General features: G+C 53.3%; 14 protein-coding genes. 6 read left to right on the forward strand and 8 right to left on the reverse strand.

Annotation, left to right across the window (positions count from 1 at the left end):
- Nucleotides 1–450: 450 nt before the first annotated feature.
- Entirely contained in the window at nucleotides 451–2,772 is a 2,322-nt protein-coding gene (locus GKQ23_RS04630) for a TonB-dependent siderophore receptor (RefSeq protein WP_371820071.1), read from the reverse strand.
- Nucleotides 2,773–3,219: 447 nt separating this feature from the next.
- Between GKQ23_RS04630 and GKQ23_RS04635 the strand changes: the two genes are divergently transcribed.
- The 6 genes from GKQ23_RS04635 to GKQ23_RS04660 all read left to right on the forward strand — a co-directional run bounded on the left by GKQ23_RS04635 (nucleotide 3,220) and on the right by GKQ23_RS04660 (nucleotide 8,811).
- The gene (locus tag GKQ23_RS04635) at nucleotides 3,220–4,065 is read left to right on the forward strand and encodes an ABC transporter ATP-binding protein (protein WP_212409884.1); all 846 of its coding nucleotides are present in this window, start codon (nucleotides 3,220–3,222) and stop codon (nucleotides 4,063–4,065) included.
- Entirely contained in the window at nucleotides 4,062–5,087 is a 1,026-nt protein-coding gene (locus tag GKQ23_RS04640; protein WP_101506001.1) for an iron ABC transporter permease, read from the forward strand. The genes GKQ23_RS04635 and GKQ23_RS04640 overlap by 4 nt, the downstream gene beginning before the upstream one ends.
- On the forward strand, nucleotides 5,084–6,136 hold the full coding sequence (locus GKQ23_RS04645; protein WP_212409885.1) for an iron ABC transporter permease: 1,053 nt from the start codon (nucleotides 5,084–5,086) through the stop codon (nucleotides 6,134–6,136). Before GKQ23_RS04640 ends, GKQ23_RS04645 begins: the two co-directional genes overlap by 4 nt.
- 16 nt (nucleotides 6,137–6,152) lie before the next feature.
- Complete coding sequence (locus GKQ23_RS04650) at nucleotides 6,153–7,286, forward strand: ABC transporter substrate-binding protein (RefSeq protein WP_249168473.1); 1,134 nt, start codon at nucleotides 6,153–6,155, stop codon at nucleotides 7,284–7,286.
- Entirely contained in the window at nucleotides 7,283–8,179 is an 897-nt protein-coding gene (locus GKQ23_RS04655) for a MurR/RpiR family transcriptional regulator (RefSeq protein WP_056231570.1), read from the forward strand. The genes GKQ23_RS04650 and GKQ23_RS04655 overlap by 4 nt, the downstream gene beginning before the upstream one ends.
- 134 nt (nucleotides 8,180–8,313) lie before the next feature.
- Nucleotides 8,314–8,811: a PBECR2 nuclease fold domain-containing protein gene (locus tag GKQ23_RS04660; RefSeq protein WP_212409886.1), complete on the forward strand. Its 498-nt coding sequence runs from the start codon at nucleotides 8,314–8,316 to the stop codon at nucleotides 8,809–8,811.
- A gap of 393 nt (nucleotides 8,812–9,204) precedes the next feature.
- Here GKQ23_RS04660 and GKQ23_RS04665 read toward each other — a convergent pair whose 3' ends face one another.
- The 7 genes from GKQ23_RS04665 to GKQ23_RS04695 all read right to left on the reverse strand — a co-directional run bounded on the left by GKQ23_RS04665 (nucleotide 9,205) and on the right by GKQ23_RS04695 (nucleotide 18,408).
- Complete coding sequence (locus GKQ23_RS04665; RefSeq protein WP_212409887.1) at nucleotides 9,205–10,017, reverse strand: arylamine N-acetyltransferase; 813 nt, start codon at nucleotides 10,015–10,017, stop codon at nucleotides 9,205–9,207.
- A gap of 37 nt (nucleotides 10,018–10,054) precedes the next feature.
- On the reverse strand, nucleotides 10,055–11,278 hold the full coding sequence (locus GKQ23_RS04670; RefSeq protein ID WP_212409888.1) for an MFS transporter: 1,224 nt from the start codon (nucleotides 11,276–11,278) through the stop codon (nucleotides 10,055–10,057).
- Between the two features lie 11 nt (nucleotides 11,279–11,289).
- Nucleotides 11,290–12,522, reverse strand: a complete 1,233-nt coding sequence (locus tag GKQ23_RS04675) for an acetyl-CoA carboxylase biotin carboxylase subunit family protein (protein ID WP_212409889.1) — start codon at nucleotides 12,520–12,522, stop codon at nucleotides 11,290–11,292.
- Nucleotides 12,522–13,949: an FAD/NAD(P)-binding protein gene (locus GKQ23_RS04680; protein WP_212409890.1), complete on the reverse strand. Its 1,428-nt coding sequence runs from the start codon at nucleotides 13,947–13,949 to the stop codon at nucleotides 12,522–12,524. The genes GKQ23_RS04675 and GKQ23_RS04680 overlap by 1 nt, the downstream gene beginning before the upstream one ends.
- A 376-nt stretch (nucleotides 13,950–14,325) precedes the next feature.
- A complete protein-coding gene (locus tag GKQ23_RS04685) occupies nucleotides 14,326–15,141 on the reverse strand; it encodes an arylamine N-acetyltransferase (RefSeq protein WP_212409891.1) in 816 nt (271 codons plus the stop codon).
- Nucleotides 15,142–15,380: 239 nt separating this feature from the next.
- A complete protein-coding gene (locus GKQ23_RS04690) occupies nucleotides 15,381–16,820 on the reverse strand; it encodes a 6-phospho-beta-glucosidase (RefSeq protein ID WP_212409892.1) in 1,440 nt (479 codons plus the stop codon).
- A 163-nt stretch (nucleotides 16,821–16,983) separates the two neighbouring features.
- The gene (locus GKQ23_RS04695; protein WP_212409893.1) at nucleotides 16,984–18,408 is read right to left on the reverse strand and encodes a glycoside hydrolase family 1 protein; all 1,425 of its coding nucleotides are present in this window, start codon (nucleotides 18,406–18,408) and stop codon (nucleotides 16,984–16,986) included.
- Nucleotides 18,409–18,452: the final 44 nt, after the last annotated feature.

Genomic DNA, 18,452 nt, shown 5'->3' on the forward strand with positions numbered 1-18,452 from the left:
GTGCCTGGCTAATCGGGGTTTATCCGGAACGCGGACACGCCAATAACGTCCCTGGGCTCTGCCGGGCACGTCCGTGTGCCCGAAGGTCCGCTTATCCGGATAAACCCCGATTGCCTGCTATTTTTTTGCGTCGCTGTTTTAAGACCAAATCAGACCAAACCAGACCAGACAGTAACCACTTTTCAGACTTCAGTACCCAGGCGAAAAGCGATGTCCTTAACAGCTACGCAATTGCTGGCAGGGAGGCCGTTGGCGGGCAGGTTAGCCGGGCGTACGGCGCAAGGATGCGCCGTCCGAGCCTCCATGGATGGATTATTTTTTAAAGCCCGGATTTTGGGGCTTTAAAAAATTAACGGCGTCCCGGCGTTCTGTCGCCAACGGCCGAACCCGGCACCAATTCAAAAAGCGATGCCCTTAAAGCAGCAACGCAGGTGCCAGAACGGGAGGCCGTCAGAAGTCCATCTTCACCGTAAACTGTACCTCACGCGGGTCGCCAATCTGGTTAGAGAGGTTATTGGTGGCGATCGATGAGGTGTAGTAGGTCTTGTCGAACAGATTCTTCACGTTCACCTGCAGCGTCACCGGATACTGCGTCTTGATCTTGTAAGCGGCGAAGGCATCCGCTACCGCGTAACCCTGCAACGAATAGTCCTCGCCGTTGTTGCCGGAGCGACGGCTCACCGCATGGCCGCCACCACCGACGGTCAGCGTATTGCCGTCCCAGACGTTGTTGAAGTCATAGGTCATGAACAGTGAACCGGTGTGGCGCGGCACGTTGGGCAGCATCTTGCCCTGGTAATCCGGGTCTTCCATCACTTTGGCATCGGTATAGCCGTAGCTGGCGATCAGATTGACGTTATCGGTCAGCCGCCCGGCGAGATCAACTTCCACGCCGCGGGAACGCACCTTACCGGCGGTTTTTGCCACCGTTTCGCCGTTTACCGTGTCGTTATACAACACGTGGTTTTTATCGATGTTGAACAGCGTGATATTGCCGGTCACGCCATCAAACAGATCGAACTTGGCACCGGCCTCATAGGCGGTAGCGGTCTCCGGCGGTAGCTCGCCGATGTAGCTGGCAATCGAATACTGCGGCATAAACGAGCGCGAGACGTTGGCAAACAGCGATACGTTTGGCGTCGCTTTATACACCAGCCCCAGCTTTGGCACCCACTGGCTGTCGCTGCTGTCGGTATTGGTATTGAACGGGCGGCCCTTGCCGGCGAACTCGGTAAAGTACTGGTAGCGCATCGCCGCCACCGCAATCCACTGATCGGTCAGGTACAGCGCGTCCTGCACGTAGCCGGAGTAGCTCACCTGGCGGATGCGCTGATCGCTGTCGGCGGCGGAGACGCTGGTGCATTTGCCGGTGGAGCCGTAAGACGGGTGGTAGATATTGAAATCTTTCACGTTCTTACAGCGGATCATATCGGTGCGCAGCAGGTCGTAGTACTCGTAGGCCACTCCGGTGAGGATCTCGTTATACAGCCCGCCGATCACCACGTTGCCCTGCAGATCGAAGCGTGCGGCGTGCTGCTGCTGGGTGGAGCTTTGCGTGGCATCCACGCGGCGGGTCAGGTTGCCGGTGGCGGCGTCATAGGCCATTACCCGCGCCTGATTATCGCCGTACTTATCCTGGCTGAAGCTGTAGTCAAACTTCGCCGTCCACTGGTTGTTGAGGCGGTATTCGCCGTTCAGCTGGGCCAGGTGCGATTCGCCGGTGGTGATGTTGTATGCCTCATCAAAGCGCGTTTCGCGGCTGACGTTGACCGCGTGACCGGTGTTCAGATCGAAGATGGTGCCGCGATCGAACGGCGTGCTGTAGTTGCGGTGCGAGTAAGCAACGTTGATGGTGGCGTCATCGCCAAACCAGGTCAGCGACGGCGCGAAGAAGCTGCTGCGCTCCTTGCCGAAGTTGCGCCAGTAGTCCTCATCCTGCACCGAGCCGATCAGCCGGTAGGCCAGGCTGGTGCCGGCGATCGGGCCGGTGACGTCCAGCGCGCCGTTGCCGCCGCCAAAGCTGGTCGAGGTGCCCTGGATCGAACCGCTGAAAGTCTGCTGCGGGCGTTTGGTGATCACGTTGATCAGCCCGCCGGGGTCGAGAATACCGTACAGCGTTGAGGCCGGTCCTTTCAGGACTTCCACACGCTCTACCGAGGCGTTAAAGCTGCGCGGCAGCACGGTTTTCAGGCCGTTGGTCAGCACCGAACCGTCGCGGTTGCTGCCGAAACCACGGCGTACAAAGGCGTCCTGGGTGCCGCCCAGCGTGTTGGTCTGTACCACGTTGCTGACGTTGTTTAACACCTCGTCAAGCGTAGTGGCGTGCTGGTCGGCAATCACCCGGTCGCTGACGGTATTGACCACCTGCGGCACGTCGAGCAGCGGCATCGTGGTCAGCGTGGCTGTGCTGGTATTCAGCGGCTGATAGCCACTGGTCATCGTGCGGCTGGCGTCAGCGGTTTTGGCTGTTACGGTGATGCTGCCGGTTTCACTGCTGCTGTTGCTGTTGCTGTTGCCGGCTTTGTTGGCGTTGCCGGTATCGCTGTCGCTGGTCTTGCCGCCGCCGGTTTTGCTGGTGTCACCGGTATTGCTGGCGTTGCTGGTAGTGTTGATGCTTGTGCTGGCATTACTGGCATTACTGGCATTGAGGATGGCCGCCGCATCCGCAGTCTGTGCTGCACCTGCAGCCGGCACGCTTAGTGCGCCAATAAACAGCGCTGAAAACAGCGCACGCCCTTTTTTCCCCGAAATAGCAGATGTTAACTCTGTCATTATTTTGATTCCCGCAAACTGTCCGATCCTGCCCGCAGAGGCAGAGCTAAAGTCATCATTGCCCGGTTAGCGGCGTGGCCGCTGCTCTGTCCGTTAACGCGACGGGTGCCGCCAGACATGTAATTGAGAATCATTCAAACATGTAGCTATGTAGTAGTAAACGTAAAATACGCAAAAATTTTAGCGGTTGACTACGTCGCAAAATAGCCCGGATTTGAAATTAATGTTTTGTATTTAAGATTATGATTTTTATATATTTAATATGATTAAGTCCTTTGCTTTTTTAGGGTTTTTTGCATCGAAATAATCGCGATGTAGTAAAACAATACGCCGCTTGACTACTACATGTTAACTCCGCATGATCGTGAAGACGAATGAGAGTTATTTTTATTTAATGTGCGGGCGGTCAGGCTGAGTTAATGGCCGAAGCCGGTGCAGGAGCGGGTCATGTTACAACGGCAGGAAAACGGAGCAGGTCACGCGGCGCTGCCGTCAGAGCAGGGGATCGTTGTCGATCGCCTGTCCGTCGGCTATGGCCGCCAGGTGGTGGTGGATGGCGTCAGCCTGACCATTCCGCAGGGGAAAATGACCGTGCTGGCCGGGGCCAACGGCTGTGGCAAGTCCACCCTGCTGAGCACCATCGCGCGCATGCTGCTGCCGCTGGGCGGCAGCGTGCGGCTGGACGGTAAAGCCATTCATCAGCAGCCGACCCGTGAGATCGCCCGCCGGCTCGGCATGCTGCCGCAGACGCCGCTGCTGCCGGACGGGCTGACGGTGTTTGAGCTGGTCTCCCGTGGGCGCTATCCGTGGCAGGGCTTTATGCGCCAGTGGTCGGACGCCGACCAGCAGGCGGTGGCCGAAGCGCTGCGCCTGACCGACACCGACGCGCTGGCGCACCTGCCGGTCGAGAGTCTCTCCGGCGGGCAGCGCCAGCGCTGCTGGATTGCCATGGCGCTGGCGCAGCAGACCGATACCATCCTGCTTGATGAACCGACCACGTACCTCGATCTGCGCTATCAGGTGGAGATCCTCGAACTGTTGCAGACGCTGACCCGTGAGCATGGCCGCACGGTGGTGGTGGTGCTGCACGATATGAACTTTGCGGTTAACTATGCCGATCGGCTGGTGTTTCTGAAAGCCGGGCGGCTGCATGCCGTGGTGGCCGAAGGTGAGACCTGCAGTGCCGAACTGATTGAGGCGGTGTTTGACGTGCAGGTGCAGACGGCGATTAACCCGCTGACGCAGAAACCGTTCTTTATTCCGTTCCCGCAGCGCCAGGGTAGCGCCGGATGAACCCGCTGCAGACGGCGCAGCTGCGCCGCCGGGCGCGCGCGGCGCTGAGCACCCTGAGCCTGCTCGGCCTGCTGCTGCTGGCAGTGGTTTTCCATCTCGGTATCGGTGCCCGCAGCATCGGCCCCGCGACGGTGCTGCAGGCGCTGTTCGACTATCAGCCGCGTAACTTTGATCATCGGGTCATCGTCGATCTGCGCCTGCTGCGGCTGGTGGCCGCGCTGTTGACCGGCGCGGCGCTCGGCGTGGCCGGCGTGCTGCTGCAGGCGGTGGTGCGCAATCCGCTGGGTGAACCGCACCTGCTGGGGCTGAACGCCGGGGCGGCGCTGGCGGTGGTGCTGAGCAGCGCGCTCGGTCTCAGCGGCAGCGGGCTGTTCGGCCTGCGGCCGCTGGTGGCCGCCGCCGGGGGCGGTGCGCTGTTTGCGCTGGTGATGCTGCTGGCCTCCGCCGGGCGCAGCGGGCTGACGCCGCTCAAGGTCACGCTGTGCGGGGTGGCGCTGTCGGCCTTTGCCTCGGCGATCGCCGCGGCGGTGCTGATCCTCGATGAGCAGACGCTGCTGGCGATGCGCACCTGGCTGGCTGGCGACCTCGCCGGCCAGCGCTGGCCCGCCGCCGCTGCGGCCGCTATCCCTGCGCTGACCGGCGTGCTGCTGGCGCTGGCGATCGCCCCGCGGCTGAATATGCTGGCACTGGGCGATCGCGCCGCCAGTGGCCTGGGGGTGCCGGTGGCGCGCACCCGTTTTATCGCGCTGCTGGCCGCCGCGCTGCTGTGCGGTGCCGCAGTATCGCTGGCCGGGCCGGTGGGCTTTATCGGCCTGGTGGTGCCGCAGCTGGTGCGGCGTGCGGTGGGCAACGATCTGCGCGTGGTGCTGCCCCTCTCGGCGCTGGCCGGGGCGCTGCTGCTGCTGCTGGCGGATATCGCCGCACGCACGCTGCTGGCCCCGCAGGAGCTGGCCACCGGGATTATGACCGCGCTGGTGGGCGCGCCGGTGTTTATCCTGATCGCCGCAAGGACTTTTAAATGATCGCCTCTGAACGTCGGGCCGGGTTCCATCACCTGCGGCTGGGCCGCTACAGCCTGCTGCTGCGCCCGCGTCTGCTGCTGGCGGGCGCAGGGCTGGCCGGGCTGGCGCTGATGCTGCTGGCGGCCAGCCTGACCCAGGGATCGCTGCCGGTGCCCGCCTCCGCCATCGGCCGGGCGCTGTTTTATCCGCAGTCGCTGGCCGCAGAGCAGCACTATATTGTGTGGGACATCCGCCTGCCGCGCCTGCTGATGGCGCTGCTGTGTGGCGCGATGCTGGGCATGGCCGGGGCGGCGATGCAGTCGATCGCCCGTAACGGGCTGGCCGACCCGGGACTGATCGGCGTTAAGGAGGGCACCAGCGCGGTGGTGCTGACGCTGGTGCTGCTGTTTCCGGCCGCCAGCCTGCTGTGGCGGCCGCTGGCGGGGATGGCCGGCGGGCTGCTGGTGGCGCTGCTGGTGGTGGCGCTGGCGCGGGATATCTCGCGGCCGCGCTTTATCCTGATCGGCATTGGCGTCTCGTGGCTGTTTGCCGCCGCCACCGGGGTGTTTATCACCACCGCCGACGTGCGTGACGTGCAGACCGCGCTGATGTGGCTGGCGGGCAGCCTGCACGCGGCCACCTGGCCACTGCTGGGGCTGGCCGCCGGCTGGGCGCTGCCGGCGGCGGCGATCCTGTTTTTCACCGCCCGCGCGGCCGATGTGGCGCTGCTCGGCGATAGTGCGGCCAGCGGGCTGGGCGTGCGGCTGCGCCGGCTGGCGTGGGTGCGCTTTACTGCCCCGGTGCTGCTCACTGCCGCCAGCGTCTCCTGCGTCGGCAGCCTGGGTTTTGTCGGGCTGATCGCCCCGCATATCGCCCGTCTGCTGCTGCGCGGTGGCCAGGTGGCGCTGCTGTGCGGCAGCGCGCTGATCGGGGCGCTGCTGGTGCTGCTGGCCGACAGCGTCGGGCGGCTGGCGTTTGCGCCGTTACAAATCCCGGCCGGTATTGTGATGGCGCTGATCGGCGCGCCCTTTTTCCTGCTGCTGCTCTGGCGTCGCCGTGACGCACTCTGATGTGATAAGGAACCCTATGCGAACTCTGTTAACCGCGCTGCTGCTGAGCGGCGCTGCCACGATCGCCACGGCGGCAGTTGCTGCGCAGGCCACAGCACCCGGTGTGGATGCCTCTGCGGCTGCGAACGTGCCAGCGGCCAACGCGCCAGCCTCTGCTGCGGGCGAATCAGCGGGCAAAACACCAGCTCAGGCCGCTTCTGCCCCCGCTACCGATGCCGGCGCGGCGCGGGCTGACCGCGCCCCGGGCCAGGCCACCCGCGCCTTTACCGACGATCTGGGCCGCACGGTGCAGGTGCCGCTGCATCCGCTGCGCATCGTGTCGCTGCACGATCTGGATATCACCATTCCGCTGATTGAGCTGGGGGTGATGCCGGTGGCCAGCCACGGCCGCACCCGTCCGGACGGCAGCCATTTTTTGCGCTCCAGCGGATTACTGACCGGCGTTGATTTTGATAACTCGTCGATCCGCTTTATCGGCACCGCCGATATCGATATTGAGGCGGTGGCGGCGGCCAGACCCGACCTGATCATCACCGAACCGGGGCGCAACACGCCGATCGAACAGCTGGAGAAGATCGCACCGACGGTCAGCATCGATCACCTGCTCGGCGGTGCGCCGCGCATCTACGCGAAGCTGGCGGAACTGACCGACACCCGGGCGCGGCTGGCGATCCTTGAACGCCGCTATCAGGAGCAGATTAAGCAGCTGCGCCACGTGGTGGACACGCAAAAGATGACCGTGTCGGTGATCCAGGCCAACAATGGCAAGATTACCGTGCACCACAGCTACCATTCGCTGGGGCGGGTGCTGCGCGACGCCGGCTTCCGCTTCCCGCCGCTGGTTGATGCGATCCCCGACGGCGGCCGCATCGACGTCAGCGCCGAGCAGCTGCCGGAGCTGGACGCCGACTACGTGTTTGACACCTGGCGGGCGGATACCGGCGGTAAGCCGGCGGACGAAATTGCCGATATGAACCGGGTGATGCCGGGCTTCTGCGAGTTCCTGCAGGCCTGCCGCCAGGGGCATTACGTCCTGCTGTCGCGCGATGAAGTGATTTCCAACTCGTTTGCCGCGCTGGGGCTGCTGGTGGCCCAGGTGCAGTCCCATCTGTCCGGCCGCACGCTGCCGGAAAGGCAGGGGGAACCATGAGCCTGCCGCACGCCTCACGCCGCCGCGTCGATCTGTTTGGCGAACGCTTTCGCGCCCGCGCGCACCTGCTGACGCCGCGCCTGTACGCGGTGGTCAGCTACATCAATGAGCATCGTGAGGTGGTGCTGGAGCACACCGCGATGGAGATTGCGGCGGCCACCCGGTGTTCGGACGCCACGGTGATCCGCGCCATTCAGACGCTCGGCTTTGCCGGACTGCGTGACCTGAAACAGACCATCGAGCGCTGGCTGGGCCCGGCGGTCAACTCGGCGGAAAAGATGGATACCACCCTCGGCGCGCTGGCCAGCGACGTTAATGCCAGCATTGAGTTCGTAGTGGAAGGGCACCTGCGCGCCTGCGAAGCGCTAAGCGAACCGCGCAACCGCGCGGCGATGGCACAGGCGGTGGCGCTGCTGGCCGAGGCGCGCCAGGTGGCGGTGTTTGGCATCGGGGCTTCCGGCGTCCTCGCGGACTATACGGCGCGGCTGTTTACCCGCATCGGCACGCCGGCCTTTTCACTTAACCGCACCGGTATTCTGCTGGCCGAGCAGCTGCTCTACCTGCAACGCGGTGACGTGCTGATCATGATGGGGCAGAAATCGGCGCACCGCGAAGGGCTGACCACCCTGGCCGAAGCGCGACGGCTGGGCATTCCGGCGATCCTGCTGACCAACGCCCCGGACTCGCGCTTCAGCCGCGAGGCGCACACGGTGATCGCCGTGCCGCGCGGCGGTGAAAACGGCAAGGTGCCGCTGCACGGCACGGTGCTGCTGTGCCTGGAGATGCTGGTGATGTCGGTGGCCTCCGGCGCACCGCAGAAAACCATGAAGTCGATGAAGCGCATCCAGGATCTGCACCGCTCAATTGGGAAATCGGCGGGGAAAAAGGGGTGAGATGTCGCGCGGGTTGAATATACGCATGATTGGCATAACGGTCTGTTTCTCTGGCTGGCAAGCTGTTTGGTGCTCACGATGAGGGACAAGCTCATCTAATCATTCGGAATTTACTGGTCAAAGAAAAGGTAATCATGGCCAGAGCCATCAGTCATTTGCCCACCTTTAAAGAGCTGATGCTGCCCGACCTCAGGGAACTTATCAGTGAAAATCGACGGGATCCCCTACCTGAAATCCAGGCCGCTAATAGTGTCGAAGGGGCCGTCGCATTACTCGAGTTTCACATGGGTTTTGTTGATCCCAGCATGCAGGTTGTCTCTAAAAGCACGCCAATTGGCAGCATGAATATTGCCAGAAGCAACCTGAGGCATATCGTGGAAAAGAGGCTGGATGCCCGTGAGCGTTCTGTTTTGCTCGCCCTGGATACGTTAGAGCATCCCTTTGATATTTGGAAAACTTTTTATGATGATGAGATGGCAAGGTACATGTTCATCGGAACATATCGGCAGAAACAGCAAATGCTCGCCGTCGTTGCTTCCTGGGAGGGGAAAGTGTTGTGGAATTTCCTTCACACCAGCGCTAAAAGCCTGAACAAGCACCGACAGGGGCAGCTGCTGTATAAAAGGCATTAAAAAACCGCCCTGTTCAGAAGGCGGTTTTTTTAATGCCTGTATGTTTTACACCACCAGGCTATGGTGTTGAGGTTTCACCCTGACACAGAATTTAGGGATACTGTGGGGTTCTTCCACTAACTATTGCATCCTAATGCAGTTAGCTTCTCGCTCACTCCTCATCCTACTGGAATGCGTTCCAGTGTCAATTCGTGGCTGGAGCAGATGGCAGAGCGTGCGGCTGGTGCAGCAGCATCTGGCTGAAGTGATATGTTCTACACAAAAAATATTAAAGTAATGCAGAGTTTTTCATTTTCATTCAATTGACCTTCAACAAGGATCGTTCTCGAATTAAAGTTTTTATTGAATTAATTGTGTTAATTCTACAGCGCTGCGAGTTAAAAATAGTCGAATTTATGACAATGGCACCTTCATAGCCAATTGCTCATCAATTTTCAGCTCATCAATTAATAACTCTAGCTGTTGTCGATGATTTAGTTGTTGACGAATTTCAGCCCCATCGTTTCTGCGAGTTATCTTTTCTCCTTTAACTAAACCTACGATTGAATCTTTACGTGCGACTCTGATTATTGTTGCTGAATTGAAACGACTTGTGTCCCGACTTTTTTTATGATGATAGATAAACTCACGGGAAGATGCATTTATATTTAGCAGGCGACAATCAACGTATGGCCTTCCAAGTGGCTTCCAGTTAACACACCAAAAATCATTTTTATAGTGCACTCGTGTTTTCCAAACGGGATGATCATTAGTATAATCGAGTAATGGCAACGGATTAGCATGCAGCATCGTTGGGTCGATAATAAATTTAGCATTCCCAAAGTTAACCATAATGGAGCCGTGGCCAGGAGTTATACTATTCTCATTTCCTGATGAGAGCATTGTCGATAAGACATAGTTGGCCGGAAATCTTAATTTATCAAGTAGTGACTTCAAAGCTCCCTGACTAGCCCAGCAAGTTCCACCAATACCGTACTTAAGCCAGCTATTGAAGAAGTCTTCAGATAACAAACCGGGGAGTTCATTATTCGAGTTCTCTACCATCATTATTCTTTTCAGGATGTTATCAAAAGGAATTTTTTCACACCATGCCTGATAAAGCATGGTTAGTCCTTGTAAGTTGGGTTCAAGAGTACGAGGAAGACCAAGTCTTTCAAGTACCCTATCACAGCAATGTTCAGTTAGTGTTGATTTTACTGAGTCCATCTTTATTTCCTTTTAGTTGCATTCTGCTATTAACTGGTTATATTCTAACTGCCTTTCTATTTAACAATAATATATACGCTGATGTGCTTATTAATAATGATCCTGTGCATAAAAAAGAAGATTGAATGTTGAGTAAACTTGCTATTCTACCCCAGGTAATACTTCCTAGTGTTAAAGCTCCATAAAAAAACATGCTATAAATAGATAATGCCCGAGACCTTATCTCTTTATTAAAACAAGATTGTGCAATAGAGTTTGATGTTGAAACGATACCTGCCCATACAAAGCCGGCAATAAATACAGTGGGGATAATGAACATCAAAGGAGGTTTGAAGGATAGTACAATAAAGCACCAGCCTAAGGTTAATGAGAATAATGTAAGTATGTTATGTCTTAACAGTCTCGACCTGATTGAAGGCATAAAGAACGCTGAAATTACAGCGCCTGATCCGAAGTTACACATAAGGTATCCTAAAAAAACGCTTCCTCTAGACAAAGTGTTTGTGACATAAATTGGTAAAAGAGATTGGAATGCAGAAATAGGGAAGAAAAGAAATATGATGATGATGGTTAGGTGACGGAATGATTTGTTTTTATAACATTCACTGATGCCTTGTGTCAATGAGTCAATTATTTGCATGTTGTATGCTTTAGTCTTATGGGTTTTTATTTTTTTCATATTGTAATATATGAATATAAGGGATAGTAAACAAGCTGCGTTAGCTAAGTAAAGGACCCCTGGTTGAGATAGTAATAATATTAATGTTCCGATAAGAGGTCCAATTATGGATGCTAAGTTGTAACTTAATCCGTTTAAAGTAGCGGAACTTTCAATTTCATCAGAGTTGACCAAAGTAGACATCGAGGCTTGCCATGATGACGTTTTTAGTGCAGTTCCGGATGCAATCAAAAAGGTAAAAATCAATATATAATTAACTTGTGGAGAGTAAAACATTGTTACTAACCCCAGTATTAAAACAAGAATGAAAATGGATATGTTTATCATATAAAGGTATCGAAAATGGTTCATTCTGTCAGATATTACACCTCCAATCATTGAAAAAATAAAAATGGGGATTTGGGTCATTGTTTGTGACATGACTGAGATAGATGGATCTTTAGTTTGAGAAGCAATTAGCCAACCGCTTGCGAATATTTGTATCCATGCACCTATATTTGCAATGAAATTTGCAATGCAAAGATTTCTGTAGTCAGGATATCTAAAAGGTGAAAATAATGGTACTTTCTTTTTAGTTATCATTTTTTTACCCTTTATGATGGAATGACTGTTATTGCTTCAAATTTAAATGTGAAAAATTCATAAGCATCCATCACCCTTTCAACAGAATTGCATTTAACAAAGAAAATCGCAGCATAATCGATATTTGTAGTTGTTGCATTTATGACCTCTCCTTCTTTAACCTTCCAGGATTCTTCAATATCATCTTCTGTTTTAGGTGAGTTTGTACATTTAACCAATCCGTTCCTTTTAGGGTAAACGACAAAAAAAGCAGGCTTTGGAGTAATCGAGGTTATCAATTTACCTTTGTCAATTTTCATTTTGCATTGTAAAAGCAATTCCAAATCATACATGTTTACACCTTCCCAGCTATAATATGCTGGAACTGTCATTAATCCCGGCGATCTTGCAGCGACCTCCAGAAATATCAGCTCATCATCAATAGAATGAAAAATTTCCATGTGAAAACAGCCATGTTTAACTTGAAACTTCGCGATGCATTTTTTTCCAAAATTGCTAATTCGAGTATGCATTTCATCTTTACGATCTAACATAATGGAAGATAATGTTTCTCCATTCTGTAGTTCCATCATCGGGCAGCTATATCGGCTTACATTATGATAAATTATTTCATGGTTTTGTATGACAACATCGAATTGATATAACTTTCCATCAATGAACTCTTCTGCATGATACTTACACTTGTCATTAAATGTAATATCTTTGAACCTTAAGAAATCAACCTCCGACTTTATAACATGAATTCCACGACTCCCTACGGAGGATTTTGGTTTTATGATAAATACATTACCTAAATGACTTTTTAATTCATCAAAGATAATATTTTCAATGTTTATATCGAAATCTAAGTATTTAGGGGTTTTTATTTCAGTGTTTGAGAGTGTTTTTTTCATTTTTACTTTATCTAGAAATATACTGGTTTTCCCGTACATATGATCATAAATACCAAAGTGTAATCTTATTTTTTCTGCCACTCTGAGATTGCTTTCCTGGTTGCAAAAAATTTTAACATCATCTTTAAATGTTATAATGTTTTTTAAAATTGAAATGCACTCTTCAAAGTTTAGTTTTTTTGTTTTTAGATCATGGTCTAATTTTTCACTTACATAAAAAACTTGGTCTCCAGTCATTGTTTTTATTATTTGAGTATCACCCTCAGAAAGTAAAAAAACTTTTTCGAATTTATTCAATAGTTCTTCTGAGAAAAATTTTATGTTCTTAATGCCTAAAAATATAATTTTCATTATTCTGTTTCTCCAAGTGATTGAATAAGATTTTCCGCCAAAGATTTTGCACATTCACGAAGTAATTCTATAGAGTTAGGAATGATTATTGAATTGTAAGTAGGGTAACCAATCGAATAAAAACCTCTATAGGGCATTCCTTTTTTATTCAATACCCTCATGTTTTTGCAATCTACGTCCATACCTCTCATCTTGTTGAGTTTTAAATTCCCAGAGCTAATTTCATCTGTAAAAATTTCATTGAGACCATATGGCCTTAAACCAGATGCATTTATGACATAATCAAAATATAGTAATGAATCACATTTTTTTACCTTGAATTTATTTTTTTGATGTATGATAGAGTATGACCCCCACGTTAATTCAACTCTTCCAGTATTGACTATTTTAAGAAATCGTTTAGCACTTGGTTGTATTATAGTGTTTCTTAAATAATGAAATGTGTTGTAATGCTTTTCGTAAAACAGAATCTTTTCACAAGAGTTAAGACCTTGCCAGGATTTATTAATGCAGGGAGTCAATTGTGCCATTATCCTTTGCCATTCAGGGTATTTTTCTGTTTCTAATTTATTTATATCATCAATCATAATTTCCAAAGAGTTGAATGGAGTTACTACGGGAGGTTTTTTTTTGATTTTTTTTGTGAGTGCTAGTTGTATGATTTTAGTTAGCTCTGCGAAAGGTAAAATACTAGTGTTATAACTATCCACTGTCTTTGCTGAGTTTTCATGATACATGCTTTTAACCCCTGGCAATATTCCTCCTCTGGAAAGGAGAGTGTAGTTTCCTCTGACATTGAAATACTCAAGCATTATGCATGCATCTATTGCACTTTGCCCTGATCCTAATATACATATTTTTTTATTTTTACTGATTTTTGAGATTTCCTTCTCGTTAAATATAGTCATGAACTCATCGTTAATGAGATGAACTGGGTTGTTAACTTGTGCGCCAGTGGCTAGTATACAATAATCAAAATCTTTTCTCTGGCTATGTGTTATTATTTTGTATTTTTCTGATATGATTATTTTTATCACCTCTTCATTATGTATTCTGATTTTTTTCTTGTTTTCTCTCATTATTTTAATGCAATCATTTAGTTTTTCTTCCAGATAATCTCCATAAATACGTCTAGGTACACCATGCTGGGAGTGTATACCCCTACCCTGCAGCCAGTTAATGAAATCATTTTTGTCTTCATAGTTAACACTCATTGTTTCAGGTGCGGTATTAATAATTAAATTTCTAATTTTCGTGTCATATGCCATTCCCCTACCTAAGTACGATTTCTTTTCAAATATGTGAATTTCAATATTTCTAGTAATATTTTTTATTCTGATCTTTATAGCCTCAAGAACAAGAACTGTTGATGCACCGCAACCAATCAATGCTAAACTTTTAGTGCTTCTATTTTTTTCGCCTTCCATGATATCATTCCTCAGATCTTTAATTGTCATTTTTCATTAGTGTTAAACATTCCCTGTGAAAAACTTAAATTAGATTTAAATCACAATTTGTGACGAATTTCACAATTTAAAAATGATGTAAGAACTGGTGCTTTTGAGTGGTTAGTTAATTTACATAAAATCAATGTGATAAATTAGAAACACATTTCTTGCACATGTAATTATGGATTTTTTACCATTAATTTTTTGATGGTTTTATCTGAAGGAAAGCCATAAAGAGCATTTTGTTATGTTGTTGAGTATTTATGTCATGAGTCGTTTTTACAGATATTCCCAGTGGGTTTTTTGTCGTATAAAAATGACCAGCATCTTCATATCAGATGCTGGCCATTTTTGCTCACCCCGCCGGTACCTGCACCGCCAGCCGTTCGCTGATGCCGAACTCTTCGGTGAGCAGACGCTGCTGCTGGCTGTGGGATAGCGGGCGACGGGTTTCATGGCCGTCCGCGTGGCGCACGATATACTCGCCTTTAACAATGCCGCTAATCGAGTCGGCATGCAGCGCGCGGATCAGCGTTGAGGCGAAAAAGTGGCTGTAGTCGAGGTGGCGCAGGGTCTCACGCTGGTCCAGCACCTCCTCGGCGGAGGCGTTCAGGTGGTACAGGCGGCAGTCGACCGGCGGGCGGCCCAGCGGTCGCCAGGTGATGCACCAGCTGCCGTCGCTAAAATGTACGCCGCTTTGCCACAGCGGATGCTCCAGCGAGTGAGGCTTTAACGGCAGCGGCTCACCGAGCATCAGCGGCGGGTCAAAAATTAGCGGCTGGTCGTCCACGTCGGCAATCAGCGTGCCGTGATAATAGAGCGATCCTTCCTGCCCCGGCATCTGCACCGTCGACATCGCGTAGCGCAGGGTAAAGCCACAGTCGCTGAGCAGGGCGTGCAGCGCGACCTGGAACTCCCAGCAGGTGCCGCCCACGCCGTCGCTCAGCCAGTCGGTAAAAAAACGCTCGGGAGCAATCAGCGGCGGCAGCTCGGCCGGCCGTGCGGCAAGCTGGATGCGCCGGCGCAGATTATCGTAGGGAATATGGCGGCTACAGACCTGATACAGAGCGTCAAGACTCTGGCGATCTGCTGCCGGGTAATGGGTCATACCCAGTTTTTCCAGCACCTTTTCGCTCAGGGCCGTGGGCAGGACGGGGGGGCTGATGCGCATTCTGCATGCTCCTTTGGGCTAATGTTCAGGGGTTGCTGTTTTTATGTACGGTTCCATTAATTAACCCGTTCGCATCTGGGGGACAATCGTAAACGCCTGAATTTCTGCCGGCTCTGCGGCCGCGTCGCTCTCCGGTGAGCAGCACCGGAGAGCATCAATGCAAAAAAGACAGCCGCAGGATGCGGCTGTCTTTTTAGTTAACCGGCGGTAAAACGTACCGGTGCAGATGGGGGAATGGCTTACAGCTCCGCGCCGTTGCTGGCGATCACCCGCTGATACCAGCCGAAGCTTTTCTTCTTCGAACGGGCCATCGTGCCGCTGCCATCGTCGTTTTTATCCACGTGGATAAAGCCGTAACGCTTGTTGTACTGGCCGGTGGTAAAGGAGACGCAGTCAAGGCAGCCCCACGGCGTGTAGCCCATCAGATCGACGCCATCTTCCAGCACCGCGATCTTCATCTGCTCGATGTGCGCCTGCAGGTAAGCGATGCGGTAGTCATCGTTGATCTGGCCGTCGGCCTCCACCGTATCGTAGGCACCAAAGCCGTTTTCAACGATAAACATCGGCTTCTGGTAGCGCTCATAGAAGGCGTTCAGCGTATAGCGCAGGCCTACCGGGTCAATCTGCCAGCCCCAGTCGGAGGCTTTAACGTGCGGATTTGGCCGGCTGCCGAGGAAACCTTCGATATGGCGGCCGCCGTCGCTGTCCTTCGCCGAGTACTGCACCGCATTGCTCATGTAGTAGCTGAAGCCGAGGTAGTCGGCGCAGCCTTCGCGCAGCGCCTGCTCGTCGCCAGGCTGCATCTCAATGTGGTAGCCCTTGCGCTGCCACTCCTTCAGGATGTAGGACGGGTAGTAGCCGCGCAGGTGCACGTCGCCGAACAGGTAACGTTCGCGCATCGACTCCTGGGCAAACATCACGTCGTCCGGGTGGCACGACCACGGGTAGAGCGGCACGATCGCCAGCATACAGCCGATCTGCAGGTTGGGGTTGATCTGATGGCCGAGTTTGACCACCTGAGCGCTGGCCACGAACTGGTGGTGCAGCACCTGGTACATCGCCTGTTCCGGCTTTTCGTGGTCGTTGAAAATCACTCCGGAGTTGCAGTAGCCGAACAGCGGGTAGCGCCAGTTACGCTGGTTGTTGATCTCGTTAAAGGTCATCCAGTACTTCACTTTGTGCTGGTAGCGCTGCAGCACCACCTCGCTGTAGCGCACAAAGAAGTCGACCACTTTACGGTTCAGCCAGCCGCCGTACTCTTTTACCAGGTGCTGCGGCATCTCGAAGTGGGAGAGGGTGATGACCGGTTCAATGTTGTACTTCAGCAGCTCGTCGAACAGGTCGTCGTAGAACTGCAGGCCCGCTTCGTTTGGCTGCTGCTCGTCGCCGTTCGGGAAGATGCGCGTCCAGTTAATCGAGGTGCGGAAGCACTTAAAGCCCATCTCGGCGAACAGCGCGATATCTTCTTTATAGCGGTGGTAAAAATCCACCGCCAGGTGGTTCGGGTAGTGGTGCGCCGGGTCGATGCCGTCGGTGATCACCCGATCCACGCCGTGCGCGCCGCCGGAGAGCACGTCAACGATGCTTGGCCCTTTGCCGCCTTCGTTCCAGCCGCCTTCAACCTGATGCGCCGCAACCGCGCCGCCCCACAGAAAATCTTTTGGTAACTGCTGTGACATAATCCTTTCCTTTATTCTGACTGGTGAGATTAACAACGTCGTCAATACGGCAAAATTGCCGTGACATCGCTGGCGTTGCCGCCGGTGCCGGGCTGAAGGTCTCAGAGCGGACAGTAACGGCGTTCCGCCAGCGTAAGTAGCGGGGCGGTTAAGCCCCGGTGAATCAGTATTCGATCTCTTTGTTCAGGTCCGCGCCGTTGGTCTTAATCACCCGCTGGTACCAGCTGAAGCTTTTCTTACGGTAGCGCGCCAGATCCTTCAGATCGTGCTCGTCGCGGTTGACGTAGATAAAGCCGTAGCGTTTGCTGATCCCCTGATGGGTGCTGACCAGGTCGATCGCCGACCACGGGCAGTAGCCGAAGATCGCCACGCCGTCGCTGATGGCCAGCTGCAGCTGCTGCAGATGGTCGCTGAGATAAGCGATGCGGTAGTCGTCATAGACCTTATTCCCTGCTTCCAGCTCATCGTAAGCGCCGAGACCGTTTTCGGTGACGATCAGCGGCAGGTGATAGCGATCGTAGATCTCGCGGGCGGTGATGCGGAAGCCGACCGGATCGACGTACCAGTTAAACTGGTTTTTCTTCAGGTTCGGGTTGTTGGTGCCGATGTAGACACTGGCATCAATGCCGGCCATCTGCTGATCGGGCCGCTGGTCGCCTTCCCCTTCGCTCACTTCAGCGGCCACGGTGGCCGACGCGTAGTAGTTAAAGGCGATAAAGTCCGGTTTCGCCTGCTTCAGCAGCGCCATCTCGGCGTCGGTGATGGTCGGCAGCCAGCCTTTCTCCTGCATAAAACGCCAGGCGATGGTGTTGTAGCGGCCGTGGCAGGCGAGGTCGAGATACAGCCAGTTGCGGATCGAGGTAAAGTTGTTCGCCGCCAGCACGTCGGCCGGCTTGCAGCTGGCCGGGTAGACGCAGGAGATATTCGGCGCCGGGCCGATTTTCGCCGCGGGCAGCATCTGGTGGCAGGCGATCATCGCCCGCGCCTGCGCCAGCATCATATGGTGGTTCTGCTGATACAGGGTCTTATGCGGATCTTTGGTGCCGGCAGGCAGCGTGCCGATGACGTCACCTTTGAGGATCATGATGTTCTGTTCGTTGATGGTCAGCCAGTACCTGACCCGGTCGCCGTACAGTTCAAAGCAGGTGCGGGCAAAGTGTTCGAAGGCGTCGATGGTGGCCGGATCGGACCAGCCGCCTTTCTCCTGCAGCGCCCACGGCAGGTCAAAGTGGTAGAGCGTGACCAGCGGCTCGATGCCGCGATCGGTCAGCGCAGTCAGCAGTTTCTGATAAAACTCTACGCCTCTGGCGTTCAGCTCGCCGGTACCTTCAGGGAACAGGCGGCTCCAGGAGATCGAAAGGCGGTAGGTTTTCAGGCCCAGCTCAGCGAACAGTGCCACATCCTCAGCGAAGCGGTGGTAGTGATCGCTGGTGACGGTGAAATCGGTCAGGCGCGGGTCAAAGCTGGCCTTGTCGATGACCGAGGGGCCTTTACCGTCCAGGGTTGATGCCCCCTCAACCTGGTAGGCCGAGGTGGAGGCTCCCCATAAAAAACCGTCCGGGAAGGGCGCTAACTTGCCGTATTGCATCATTAACTCCTTGCTTGGTGGTGGCTGGTCGTTTCCTGCCAGCG

It is taken from the genome of Erwinia sp. E602, assembly GCF_018141005.1.
Classification (GTDB): Bacteria; Pseudomonadota; Gammaproteobacteria; order Enterobacterales; family Enterobacteriaceae; genus Erwinia.